At 69.3% G+C, this 11,868-nt stretch carries 10 protein-coding genes and 2 tRNA genes; 7 read left to right on the top strand and 5 right to left on the bottom strand.

Annotation, left to right across the window (positions count from 1 at the left end; all coding sequences use genetic code 11):
* Nucleotides 1-152 precede the first annotated feature (152 nt).
* On the top strand, nucleotides 153-1,862 hold the full coding sequence (locus V6S02_RS14160; RefSeq protein ID WP_336401670.1) for a DEAD/DEAH box helicase: 1,710 nt from the start codon (nucleotides 153-155) through the stop codon (nucleotides 1,860-1,862).
* 115 nt (nucleotides 1,863-1,977) lie between these two features.
* Entirely contained in the window at nucleotides 1,978-2,298 is a 321-nt protein-coding gene (locus tag V6S02_RS14155; RefSeq protein WP_124292430.1) for a DUF222 domain-containing protein, read from the top strand.
* Between the two features lie 10 nt (nucleotides 2,299-2,308).
* On the opposite strand, the gene V6S02_RS14150 is transcribed toward V6S02_RS14155, so the two are convergent.
* The 3 genes from V6S02_RS14150 to V6S02_RS14140 form a co-directional block, all read right to left on the bottom strand.
* Nucleotides 2,309-2,400: transfer RNA gene (locus tag V6S02_RS14150), tRNA-Ser, on the bottom strand.
* Nucleotides 2,401-2,471: 71 nt separating this feature from the next.
* A complete protein-coding gene (locus tag V6S02_RS14145; protein WP_336401357.1) occupies nucleotides 2,472-3,686 on the bottom strand; it encodes an LCP family protein in 1,215 nt (404 codons plus the stop codon).
* Nucleotides 3,687-3,798: 112 nt separating this feature from the next.
* Nucleotides 3,799-3,883: transfer RNA gene (locus tag V6S02_RS14140), tRNA-Ser, on the bottom strand.
* 191 nt (nucleotides 3,884-4,074) lie between these two features.
* Here V6S02_RS14140 and V6S02_RS14135 point away from each other — a divergent pair.
* On the top strand, nucleotides 4,075-5,166 hold the full coding sequence (locus V6S02_RS14135; protein WP_336401356.1) for a hypothetical protein: 1,092 nt from the start codon (nucleotides 4,075-4,077) through the stop codon (nucleotides 5,164-5,166).
* Nucleotides 5,167-5,181: 15 nt separating this feature from the next.
* Here the strand turns inward: V6S02_RS14135 and V6S02_RS14130 are convergent, their stop codons facing one another.
* Both V6S02_RS14130 and serS read right to left on the bottom strand, forming a co-directional pair.
* Nucleotides 5,182-6,102 carry an HAD hydrolase family protein gene (locus tag V6S02_RS14130; RefSeq protein WP_336401355.1) on the bottom strand — a complete coding sequence of 307 codons (921 nt, stop codon included), beginning with the start codon at nucleotides 6,100-6,102 and terminating at the stop codon, nucleotides 5,182-5,184.
* On the bottom strand, nucleotides 6,099-7,373 hold the full coding sequence (serS, locus tag V6S02_RS14125; protein WP_141939781.1) for a serine--tRNA ligase: 1,275 nt from the start codon (nucleotides 7,371-7,373) through the stop codon (nucleotides 6,099-6,101). Before serS ends, V6S02_RS14130 begins: the two co-directional genes overlap by 4 nt.
* A 44-nt stretch (nucleotides 7,374-7,417) precedes the next feature.
* Between serS and V6S02_RS14120 the strand changes: the two genes are divergently transcribed.
* From V6S02_RS14120 to V6S02_RS14105, 4 genes are all read left to right on the top strand, one after another.
* Nucleotides 7,418-8,797 carry a diacylglycerol/lipid kinase family protein gene (locus tag V6S02_RS14120; RefSeq protein WP_336401354.1) on the top strand — a complete coding sequence of 460 codons (1,380 nt, stop codon included), beginning with the start codon at nucleotides 7,418-7,420 and terminating at the stop codon, nucleotides 8,795-8,797.
* Nucleotides 8,798-8,961: 164 nt separating this feature from the next.
* Nucleotides 8,962-9,684, top strand: coding sequence for an alpha/beta hydrolase fold domain-containing protein (locus V6S02_RS14115; protein ID WP_336401353.1), 723 nt, complete (start codon nucleotides 8,962-8,964; stop codon nucleotides 9,682-9,684).
* 40 nt (nucleotides 9,685-9,724) lie between these two features.
* Nucleotides 9,725-11,077 carry a cryptochrome/photolyase family protein gene (locus V6S02_RS14110; protein WP_336401352.1) on the top strand — a complete coding sequence of 451 codons (1,353 nt, stop codon included), beginning with the start codon at nucleotides 9,725-9,727 and terminating at the stop codon, nucleotides 11,075-11,077.
* Between the two features lie 109 nt (nucleotides 11,078-11,186).
* Nucleotides 11,187-11,861, top strand: a complete 675-nt coding sequence (locus V6S02_RS14105; protein WP_336401351.1) for an NADPH-dependent F420 reductase — start codon at nucleotides 11,187-11,189, stop codon at nucleotides 11,859-11,861.
* The last annotated feature ends 7 nt before the right edge of the window (nucleotides 11,862-11,868 follow it).

The raw sequence follows: 11,868 nt of genomic DNA, 5'->3' as shown, positions 1-11,868 counted from the left end.
GCGTATCGGAGGTCCGACAAGCGTCGGGTCCTTGTTGAGAACGAGATCCTGCGGGTGGGACCCTGCCGGGGCGGGGAGAGTCCGCAATACTCTGAAGGGTGACCACGCCCGACGCCCCGATCGAGGAAGAGGCTCCGCACGAGTCCGCCTCGATGACCTTCGCCGACCTGGGGCTGGGTGACGCGATGCTCGCGGCGCTGCGCGACGTCGGCTACGAGACACCCTCGGCGATCCAGGCAGCGACGATCCCGACCCTTCTGGCCGGTCGAGACGTCGTGGGCCTCGCGCAGACCGGCACGGGCAAGACCGCCGCATTCGCGCTGCCGATCCTCGATCGGCTCGACCTCTCGCAGAAGACACCGCAGGCGCTGGTGCTGGCCCCCACGCGCGAACTCGCGCTGCAGGTGTGCGAAGCCTTCGAGAAGTACGCATCCCACCGGCGCGGTGTGCACGTGCTGCCCGTCTACGGCGGCCAGGGCTACGGTGTGCAGCTGTCGGCCCTTCGACGGGGCGTGCACATCATCGTCGGAACCCCCGGGCGCATCATGGACCACCTCGACAAGGGAACGCTCGACCTGACGGAGCTGAAGTTCCTGGTGCTCGACGAGGCCGACGAGATGCTGAAGATGGGCTTCGCCGAGGATGTCGAGACGATCCTCGCCGACACTCCCGCCACGAAGCAGGTCGCGCTCTTCTCGGCGACGATGCCTGCGGCCATCCGGCGTATCTCCCAGCAGTACCTGCATGACCCTGAAGAGATCACGATCAAGACCAAGACGACCACGTCGTCGACGATCACCCAGCGCTACCTCATCGTGTCGTTCTCCCAGAAGATGGATGCGCTCACCCGCATCCTCGAAACCGAGAACTTCGACGGCATGATCGTCTTCGGTCGCACCAAGAGCGTGACGGAGGAGATCGCCGAGAAGCTGCGCGCGCGGGGATACTCGGCCGCAGCGATCAACGGCGACGTCGCCCAGCCCGTGCGTGAGAAGACCATCAATCAGCTCAAATCGGGCAAGCTCGACATCCTTGTCGCGACCGACGTAGCCGCCCGCGGACTCGACGTCGAACGCATCTCGCACGTCGTGAACTTCGACATCCCCACCGACACCGAGTCGTACGTGCACCGCATCGGCCGCACCGGGCGGGCCGGACGGTCAGGCGACGCGATCAGCTTCGTCACGCCGCGCGAGCGCGGGCTCGTGCGTGCGATCGAGCGCGCCACGCGTCATCCCCTCATCGAGATCCCCTTGCCGAGCGTCGACGAGGTCAACGTCACCCGACTCGCGCGATTCGACGACAGCATCACCGCAGCCCTCGCCGAGACGGAGCGCATCGACCGCTTCCGCGACATCGTCGCGCACTACGTCCGTCATCACGACGTTCCCGAAGTCGATGTCGCGGCCGCCCTCGCCGTGGTCGCGCAGGGCGAATCGCCGCTTCTGCTCGAGCCCGATCCTGAGCCGCAACGCCGCGAGGGGTTCACCCGTGACCGCGGCGAACGCCCAGCCCGCTTCGACCGCGATGGCGACGGCACCGAGCGGCGACCCCGCACTCCTCGCGAGGGGATGGCGACCTATCGCATCGCCGTCGGCAAGCGCCACCGTGTCGAGCCGCGCCAGATCGTCGGAGCACTCGCCAACGAAGGCGGCCTCAAACGCGACGACTTCGGGGCCATTCAGATCCGGCCGGATTTCTCCCTCGTCGAGCTCCCCGCCGATCTGTCCCGCGAGACGCTCGCGCGACTGGAGAGCACCCGCATCTCGGGCAGGCTCATCGAGCTGCGGCTCGACACGGGGGGCCCGGGGCGCCGGCCGCGCCGCGACGACGACAGGCCGCGTCGCGGGCCGCGCGCGTGAAGGACACCCCCACGCGCTGGAGCCGACGCTCGTGACACGCACCGACGCGTCGAAGGTCATCCTGCCTCTTCAGCGAGCTCCGATGGATGTCGGAGGCGTGACATAGCGTGCCGCAATGACGATCAACGATGTCCTCGTAGAAGACGAACCCGCGGTGCTGATTCTCGAAGCTTTGCTTTCACTGAAGCCGAGCGACGGAGACGCCGATGGAATGGCCACGCTCACAGGAACGATCGGCGGTGACAGCGGCGCCGCGCTTCTCCATGCCCTCGGACGGATCGAGGCGAAGTTGCGCGCCGACGACATGCGCAGCTTCCTCCCCGGGGCTACACCCAACAGACGCACGCAAGAACAGCGGGGCGCGGATGCGTTCTTCATCCTCGCCGACCGGGTGGACGAGGCCCTGTCCGAATGGCGTGCACGAAGCGCGAACTGACAGTGGGTGGTGGCGGAGACGGAGGGATTTGAACCCTCGGTCCCCGTGAGGGGACTCCACCTTAGCAGGGTGGTGCACTAGGCCTGACTATGCGACGTCTCCAGGCATCCGAGCAGAAACCCGGACGCGCTCAGCCATCATAACGGGTGCCGCGGGCGACACCGAAACCGAGCTCAGCCCGAGAGGTTCCCGGCCGAGCACGTCTCCTGCGCGGCGGTCTGACCCTGGATCGAGTCGGGCAGCACGGCCGCGGTCTCGGTCGGCGAAGGCTCGACGGGCGCGGCACCCTCCGTGGGCTCGACGGGCTCAGTCGGCTCGGTCGGCTCACCCTCGACGGGCGCATCGGTCGGGGCGGGATCGGCCGTGATGACGCCACCGCTGAGGTTCGGGTCGCTTGTCAGCTGCAGCGGCTGGTTGGCCTCCAGGGCCGCCCACAGCTGCTCCGCGGCCGCCTCATCCGGCACCACGCGGTTCGGGTTGGAGGGGTCGTCGAAGACGGGATAGCGAACGAACACCATCTCCTCGAACGGCACGCCCTGCACGGCGCGTGCGATCTGCACCATCGTCACAGGGTTGGTCAGGCTCTGCGAGGGCGTCACGTTGTCCACGACGGTGGTCGCCAGTCGCAGCAGCGTCGAGGGGTTCGTCAGCACCTCCTCACTGACCAGCTTCCGCGCAAGCGATGACATGTACTGCTGCTGGTTGCTGATGCGCGCGAGATCGCTGCCGTTCTCGAGCCCGTAGCGGGTGCGCAGGAACTGAAGGGCTTCCACGCCCTGCACGTTGCGGGGCCCCGCCGCCCAGTCGATGCCGGTATAGCGGTCGCGCATTCCCCCGTTGCCGATGCAGACGTCCACACCGCCGATCGCGTCGGTGATGTCGATGACGTTGCCGAAGCTGACCTTGGCGGCGAAGGGGATGTTCATGCCGCTCAGCTGCGACACCGTCTTCACCACGCAGTTGAGGCCCCCGTACCCCCATGCGGAGTTGATCTGCTCGTAGCTCGATCCACCCGTCTCGCTGCCGTCCTCGCGCGTGCAGGAGGGGATCGACACCATGAGGTCTCGCGGGAACGAGATGACCGTCACCCGACGCGGGTTGTCGGAGATGTGCAGCAGCATGTTGACGTCGTTGAGCTGGCCCTCGGCGTCCGGTCCGGTGCAGCGGTCGCCGAACAGATAGGCGTACTCCGGCTCGCACTCGTCGGTGCCGACGAGCAGCAGGTTGACCCCGCCCTCGATCGCCCCGATGTCGGGCGGGACCGACCCCTGGCCCTCGAGCTCCACAGCCTCCGACGCGAAGCTCGTGGTCAGGTCGTAGTAGGCGTAGGCGCTGACGCCGAGTCCCGAGACCAGGACGACGGCCGCGACGATGCCGAGCATCTTCATCAGCGAGGCGAACGGATGCGGCGACCGCAGCCGACCGTGTCGGGCGACCGTTTTGCGCCCACGCGCACCGGTTCTGCTCGTCTGACTCACTCGGGTCCTCACGGGTAGGAAGCGGAGGGTGTGGGATTCGAACCCACGGGACATCTCTGCCCACTGGTTTTCAAGACCAGCTCCATCGGCCGCTCGGACAACCCTCCCGAACGCACGCCCTGCGGCATCCGTTCGAATCGGCGTCGAGTCTAGTCGACAGCGCCAACCCCTCATTCTTCCCACAGCGCCTGGCAGAGCCCTGGGAGGCGCGCCCGCCCGCCTCTTCGGGGCACTCGACCATCGCCGGTCCGCCCTGCCAAGATGACCTCATCCGCGACCCGACGCGAAAGGTCCGACGATGGCCGCGCACGACATCCCCGACACCCCCGAGATCCGTGCGACGCTGCAACACTCGCAGGATGAGGGTCTCGCCGCCCTCGGCCTGACGTCCGACACCGTCGAGCCGTGGGAGGACGGGTACCGCGCTGCCGCAGCCGCCGATTCGACGTTCGAGTGGTGGTACTTCGACTGCCAGTTCGATGACGGATCGACCCTCGTCGTCACGTTCTCGAACAAGCCGCACACCGATCCGTCCGGTCCGCTGACGCCCACCGTCCTCGTCATCCGTCAGTTGCCCGACGGCACCCGCCGACACCTCGAGCCGACCTTCCCCGCCGACGAGTTCGCCGCCGCCACCGACGGCTGCGATGTACGCATCGGTCCGAGCCGCGTGACCGGCGACCTCCGCACGTACGACCTGCATATCGAAGCCGACGACATCGTCGCGGACGTGCACATCGATCGCGCGGCGCCGTCATGGCGACCGGGAGCCGGCATCACCTACTTCGGACAGGCCAAGGACCGCTATCTCGCCTGGGTCGTGCCCGTGCCCTACGGCACGGCGCACGCGACGATCACCGAGGACGGCACGACACGGCAACTGACGGGAAGCGCCTATCACGACCACAACTGGGGCAATCATCTGATGGGCTCCTTCCTCGACCACTGGTACTGGGGCCGTGCGCACGTGGGCGACTACACGCTCGTCTACGTGCGGATGACGACGAAGGGCCTCTTCGGCTTCGGCGAGATCAATATCCCCACTTTCTTCCTCGCCAAGGGCGACACTGTCATCACCGACGACCTCGTGCCGCTCCGGCTGACCACGAGTGGCGACGTGCCCGGCCCGGGGCACCAGTCCTACCCGACGCGCATGGAGTGGACGTGGCGAAGCGACCGGGGGTCGATCGCGATGACGGTGACCAACCCGACGCTGATCGAGTCGCTCGACATGAAGGTGCCCCGGCACGGCGTCGGTGCGCTGCTGCACGCCGGTGAGCACCCGATGTACTACGACTTCAACGCCGACATCGACCTCGACATCCGCCTCGACGACCTCACCGACCACGTCACCGGACGCACCCTCTACGAGAAGATGATGTTCCGCTGACGGCCCCGTGCCCGGTTACAGCGCGCGGAGGATGGCGGCCACGCCGCCGGCCTGCACGGTGCTTGTGACCTCGCCGGCGGCGGCCCGCACCTCGTCGGGCCCCTGCTCCATGGCGACGGCACGGCCGCCGTGCTGGAGCGCCCACTCGAACATGCCGACGTCGTTGCGCCCGTCGCCCATCACGAGCACGCGCGACGGGTCGATGCCGAGCTCCTTGCGAACGAGCTCGAGCGCGGTCCCCTTGTCGACGCCTTGGGGTGCGACATCCAGCCACGCCGTCCAGCCGACCGCGTACGACACCTCGTTGAGCCCGACGCGCTCGACGAGCTCGATGAAGTCGTCTTCGCTGTCTCCGGGCGAGACGACCACGACACGACAGACCGGCTGCGCGACGAGTTCGTCGAACGACACCCGACGGGCGCCGGCGAGGTTCCAGTCCTCGAGGTATTCGGTGTAGAGCCGGCTGCCGTCGGGCAGCTCGACCATGTACCGCGCGTCGGGGAGGTGCTCGCGCAGCAGGCGCAGCACCTCGGTGGCGTCGAAGGTCTCGGTGTGCCACCGCTCGTAACGCACCTCATCGGCGTCGACGCGCTTCATCACCATCGCGCCGTTGGAGCAGACCACGTACTCGGGGGCGATGTCGAGGACACGGAGGATGCCTCGGGTGGACTCCCAGCTGCGTCCGGTGGCGAGCATCACCTCGTGGCCGGCGGAGCCGGCATGCGCGACGGCGTCGACGACGCCGGGGCTGAGCGTCTCGTCTTCGAGGAGGACGGTCCCGTCGATGTCGAGCACGATGAGAAGGCGTTGGCCCGCGGCATCCGGTCGGTCGGGTCCCGTCGCGAGATCCTCGACGAGCTCGGCAGCGTCCTCCTGCTCGGTGCGTTCGATCTCGCCCGTGTCGGGGAGGCCGGTCTCGGCAGACTCGGCGGTCATGACACCGGCTCGATGACCTCGAGGCCGCCGAGGTAGGGGCGGAGCACCTCGGGCACGACCACCGAGCCGTCGGCGCGCTGGTGGGTCTCGAGCATCGCCACGATCCACCGGGTGGTGGCGAGGGTGCCGTTGAGGGTCGCGACGAATTGCGTCTTGCCGCCCTCGTCGGCCGGCAGCCGGTGCCGGATGTTCAGGCGCCGCGCCTGGTACGTCGTGCAGTTGGAGGTCGAGGTCAGCTCGCGGTAGGCGTTCTGGGTGGGCACCCACGCCTCGATGTCGTACTTGCGTGCGGCGCTGGAGCCGAGGTCGCCGGCGGCGACGTCGATCACCCGGTACGACAGGCCGAGATCCTGCAGCATGCCCTCTTGCATGTCGGCGAGACGCTGGTGCTCGGCCTCGGCCTCATCGACGGTGGTGTAGACGAACATCTCCAGCTTGTTGAACTGGTGGACGCGGATGATGCCCCGGGTGTCCTTGCCGTACGAACCCGCCTCGCGGCGGTAGCAGGTCGACCAGCCGGCGTAGCGCTTGGCACCCCGGGAGAGGTCGAGGATCTCGTCCATGTGGTAGCCGGCGAGGGGAACCTCGCTCGTGCCCACGAGATAGAGGTCGTCCTCCTCGAGGTGGTACACCTCGTCGGCGTGCTGACCGAGGAATCCGGTGCCGCGCATCACCTCGGGGCGCACCAGAGTCGGCGGCACGAGGGGCGTGAATCCGGCCTGCAGCGCGCGGTCGAGGGCGAGGGTCATGAGCGCGAGCTCCAGGCGCGCGCCGATGCCGGTGAGGAAATAGAACCGGCTGCCCGACACCTTCGTGCCGCGCTCCATGTCGATCGCCCCGAGGAGCTCGCCGAGCTCGAGGTGGTCGCGTGGTGCGAAGTCGAACGTCGGCGTCTCACCGTGCGTGCGGAGGGTCACGAAGTCGTCTTCACCACCGGCGGGCACCCCGTCGATGACGATGTTCTCGATGCGCGCGAAAGCGGCGTCGGCAGCTTCCTCCGCGGCGGTCACGGCGTGCTGGGCCGTCTTGACGCGCTCGCTGAGTTCCTTCGCCTCGGCCACGAGGGCGGCCTTCTCGTCTTTGGGAGCCTGCGCCACCCGCTTGCCGTGCGCGTTCTGCGCCGCGCGCAGTTCCTCGAACGCGGTGATGGCGGCGCGGCGGGCGCGGTCGGCGTCGAGGGCGGCATCGACGGTGTCCGCCGACTCCCCCCGTGCCTCCTGCGAGCGCTTGACCAGCTCGGGATTGTCGCGGAGAAGCACGGGATCGATCACGGAACGAGTCTAATCACCGGCCTCCCGGGTCCTAGTCTGAGTGCATGCCAGGGGGACAGAACGACAACGAAGAGGCGCCCGACCGCGCCGACCCGCCGCACCCGTCCGATGCGGTGTACTCCGACGGCCCCGACGAGCCCGAGCTCGAGGCCGCCGACGAGGAGCTCGCCGAGCAGACCGAGGAGATCGCCGAGGGTGACCTTCCGGAGGGCGACGGCATGACGGGCGACCTCCTGGACGACGAGGAGATGGACAGCGGCACGACGTCCTCGAACGCCCCGGGCTCGACCGGCGCGCCCGACCCGACCGAGGCCGCCGCCCCCGACGACGTCATCCGCGAGCCCGACGACGTCGAGCCCGACACCACCGACGGCGAAGAGGGCGAAGCCCGCCGCGTGTCGGCCGAGGGCGAACCCGCCCCGATGGCCGACACCGAAGGGCGCCCGAGCCCGAAGGCGGCCCTGGTGTACAACCCCATCAAGGTCGATGCCGACGACCTGCGTGCACGCGTCGAGCGCGCCGCGAAGGAGGCGGGCTGGTCGGAGCCGCTGTTCTACGAGACCACGGTCGACGACCTCGGCGACGACGTCACCCGCCAGGCTCTGAAAGAAGGTGTGACCGCCGTGCTCGTCGCCGGTGGTGATGGCACGGTGCGCGCCGTGGCCGAGGCGATGACCGGCACCGGCGTTCCCCTGACGATCGTCCCGAGCGGCACCGGGAACCTCCTCGCCCGCAATCTCCTCCTCCCCCTCGACAACCCCGACGCCATGATCCGGGCGACCTTCGACGGCGATTCGCTGGCGATGGATGTCGGCTTCGCCAGCCTCCGACGCGAGGACGGGAAGGTCGACGAGCACGCGTTCGTCGTGATGGGCGGCATGGGCCTCGACGCCGCGATGATCGCCAACACCAACCCGAAACTGAAGAAGCAGGTCGGCTGGGTGGCGTACGTCGACGGCGTGGCCCGGTCGCTTCCGGCCGCGAAGCCGTTCCGGCTGATGTACCAGCTGCCTCAGCGCCGCATCCACGCGGCGCGCGTGCAGAGCGTGCTGTTCGCCAACTGCGGGTCACTTCCGGCGGGACTCGAGCTGATCCCCGAGGCGTCGGTCGCCGACGGCAACCTCGACATCGTCTTCATTCAACCCAAGGGCCTCCTCGGCTGGATCTTCGTCTGGCGCCGGGTCGCGTGGGACAACAGCTTCCTCCGGCGGTTCCGGAGCGGACGTCGCGTGATGGCGCTGCGGACGAAAGACAACGCCGTGCGGTACTCGCGCGGCCTGGGCGTGGACCTCGCGACCTCCGAGCCCCACCCCGTGCAGCTCGACGGCGACGAATTCGGTGAGGCCGCTCAGGTGCGCGTGCGACTGGAGCCCGCCTCGCTCCTCCTCGCCCTCCCCCGCGGGCACAAGGTCGAGGGTCTCTAGCGAAGCCCCCCACCCGTCGCTACGGTGTCTCGCATGGCGGCATCATCTGAAGCGCGCGCCTTCTGGGCGCAGATGGCCGCGGCGCCGCAGCAGGTGTCCCTCCCCGTTGCGGCGCGTCGGCCGCGGGGGAGCACGCCGAGGATGCCACGGCGGAACCGAGCGGCGTGACCTTCTCGTCGCATCCGCTCGGGCTTCGGGTCCGCCCGACCGACGGCGAGATCGGTGCGCGCATCCTCTACCTCTTCGGCGGCGGCTACATGCTCGGATCTCCGGCGTCGCGCCGGAAGACGGCGGGCCACCTGGCTCGTTCCGCGCATGCCGAAGTGTGGGTGGCGTCCTATCGCCTGGCCCCGGAGCACCCCTTCCCCGCCGCGTTCGACGATGCCACGGCCGCCTTCCGGGCGCTCCCCGCCGACCTGCCGAGCTTCGTCGCGGGGGACTCGTCGGGGGGAGGCTTGGCTGCAGCGGTGGGATCCGCCGAAGGCGCGGACGGGCTCATCCTCTTCTCGCCCTGGGGTGATCTCACCTGTTCCGGAGGCACGATGGACGCGAACGCCGCCGTCGACATCGAATGCACCCGCGACAGCCTCCTCGAGATGGCCGGCTGGTACGCGGGAACGCACGATCGGCGCGATCCGCGGATCTCGCCCGCGCTGGCGTCGGGGGGCCGCCTTCCGCCGTTGCTGGCGTTCGCGGGCAGCGACGAGATCCTCCTCGATGATGCCCGCCGGCTGGTCGCGCGTTCGGTGCGGGGCGACCTCGTCGTCGGCGACGGGATGCAGCATGTCTGGCCGATCTGGGACGGAGTGTTCCCCGAAGCCGGCGAGGCGATGGCGCGGGCGGGCTCCTGGATCCGCGACGCGTCCTCCGGCGGCTCGTCGAGCTGAGTTCACCCCCGGGTGCGCTCCGCCGCGCGAGGATGGGTGCATGGCTGCGCCCTCGATCGTCTGGTTCCGCGACGACCTCCGCCTCGGCGACAACCCCGCGCTGCGCGCGGCGCTCGACCGCGACGCGCCCGTCATCGGCGTCTACGTGCTCGACGAGGATTCCCCCGGCGTGCGCCCGCTCGGCGGGGCCGCGAGGTGGTGGCTCCACCACTCGCTGGCCTCGCTCGGCGACGACCTCGCCGCCAAGGGGGCGACCCTCGTGCTGCGGCGGGGCGCGGCATCCGATGTCCTTCCCGCTCTCGTCACCGACACCGGTGCGGGCGCGGTCTTCTGGAACCGGCGCTACAGCCTGCCCGAACGCGACATCGACGCCGATCTGAAGGCGAGCCTGCGTGAGGACGGTGTCACGGTCGAGTCGTTCGCCGCGTCGCTGCTGTTCGAGCCGTGGACGGTGAAGACCGGGGCGGGGAAGCCGTTCTCGGTCTACAGCCCGTTCTGGCGGGCGTGCCTGTCGCTGCCGGCGCCGCGGGCGCCGCTGCCCGAACCCCGCGAGGTGCCGGGGTTCTCGGGACGCGTCGACTCCGACGACCTCGACGACTGGGAGCTGCTGCCCACCTCGCCCGACTGGGCCGGCGGCCTGCGCGAGCGGTGGACACCGGGCGAGGCGGCGGCGAAGCGGCGGCTGAAGGAGTTCATCGCGGGCGACCTCGGCGGTTACGACCGGAGCCGCGACGAACCGGCGTCGGGGTCGACGTCGATGCTGTCGCCGCGCCTGCGCTGGGGCGAGCTCAGCCCCCACCAGATCTGGGCTGCCGCGGTCGACGAGGGGAACCCCCGCCGGTTCCTCTCCGAGCTCGGGTGGCGCGAATTCGCCTGGCACACCCTGTTCCACCACCCCGACCTCGCGACGGTGAACCTCCGCCGCGAGTTCGACGCCTTCCCGTGGCCCCGGCTGAAGCCCTCGCACCTGCGGGCGTGGCAGAGGGGCGAGACCGGCGTGGCGATGGTCGATGCCGGAATGAAGGAGCTGTGGGTCTCGGGCTGGATGCACAACCGGGTGCGGATGGTGACGGCGTCGTTCCTCATCAAGAACCTCCTCATCGACTGGCGGCGCGGCGAGCAGTGGTTCTGGGACTGCCTGGTCGACGCCGATGCCGCGAACAATCCGTTCAGCTGGCAGTGGGTCGCGGGGTCGGGCGCCGACGCCGCCCCGTACTTCCGGGTGTTCAACCCCGAGCTGCAGGCCGAGAAGTTCGATCCGAGGCGCGAATACATCCGCACCTGGGCGCCCGAACACGTCTCCGGCGACGCCCCCGCGCCGATCGTCGACCTGAAGGAGTCCCGCAAGGCGGCGCTGGAGGCGTACGAGGCGGTCAAGCGCGCGCCGCGCTGACGGGGCGTGTCCCTAACTCCTGCAATACCCGCCCGAAGCGGCGGTGATCGGGGCCGCGGCGGCGGCTGGGGCCCATCCTGCAGGAGTTCGGGACACCCGCACGGCGGGAATGTCCAACGGGGTCCGTCCGTTGGCCACACACATGACCACCATCGGAATCATCGGCGCCGGACACATCGGCAGCCAGCTCGCACGCGCATTCACCGGAGTCGGCTACGACGTCGTCATCGCGAACTCCCGCGGACCCGAAACGCTCAAGGATCTCGTCGACGAGGTGGGCCCGAAGCTCCGCGCCGCCACGGCAGAGGAAGCCGCCGAGGCCGCTGACATCGCCGTCGTCACCGTGCCGCTGAAGGCGATCGGCGCGATCCCCGTCGAACCGCTCGCCGGCAAGATCGTCCTCGACACCAACAACTACTACTTCGAGCGCGACGGCCACATCGAGGCCCTCGACCGCGGCGAGACCACGACCTCGCAGCTTCTTCAGGACCACCTCCCGACCTCGAAGGTCGTCAAGGCGTTCAACAACATCATGTCCACGCAGATCACCACCGACGGTTCGCCCGCAGGGACGCCGAACCGCCGCGCGCTCGGTACGGCGAGCGACTTCCCGGAGGCCATCGAGACGATGACGCGCCTCTACGACGAGCTCGGCTTCGACACCGTCAACGCCGGCCCGCTCAGCGAGTCGTGGCGTCTCGAGCGCGACCGCCCGGGGTACGGGCAGCGTCAGACCGCGGACGAGATGCGCGAGAACCTCGCCCGAGCGAACCGCCTTCCCTGATCGGAGC

Origin of the sequence: Microbacterium sp. CCNWLW134, from assembly GCF_037083565.1 — a bacterium.
GTDB lineage: Bacteria > Actinomycetota > Actinomycetes > Actinomycetales > Microbacteriaceae > Microbacterium.
Note: the sequence above shows the minus strand (reverse complement) of the source record. Positions and strands in the feature narration are given on the sequence as shown.

Bases quoted from the DNA above. Each gene is read 5' to 3' on its own strand.
- V6S02_RS14135 (WP_336401356.1), top strand. From the start codon at position 4,075: ATGGCCGCGCACGACATCCCCGACACCCCCGAGATCCGTGCGACGCTG.
- V6S02_RS14110 (WP_336401352.1), top strand. From the start codon at position 9,725: ATGGCTGCGCCCTCGATCGTCTGGTTCCGCGACGACCTCCGCCTCGGC.
- V6S02_RS14105 (WP_336401351.1), top strand. From the start codon at position 11,187: ATGTCCAACGGGGTCCGTCCGTTGGCCACACACATGACCACCATCGGA.
- V6S02_RS14145 (WP_336401357.1), bottom strand. From the start codon at position 3,686: ATGAAGATGCTCGGCATCGTCGCGGCCGTCGTCCTGGTCTCGGGACTC.
- V6S02_RS14155 (WP_124292430.1), top strand. From the start codon at position 1,978: ATGACGATCAACGATGTCCTCGTAGAAGACGAACCCGCGGTGCTGATT.
- V6S02_RS14160 (WP_336401670.1), top strand. From the start codon at position 153: ATGACCTTCGCCGACCTGGGGCTGGGTGACGCGATGCTCGCGGCGCTG.
- V6S02_RS14130 (WP_336401355.1), bottom strand. From the start codon at position 6,102: ATGACCGCCGAGTCTGCCGAGACCGGCCTCCCCGACACGGGCGAGATC.
- V6S02_RS14120 (WP_336401354.1), top strand. From the start codon at position 7,418: ATGCCAGGGGGACAGAACGACAACGAAGAGGCGCCCGACCGCGCCGAC.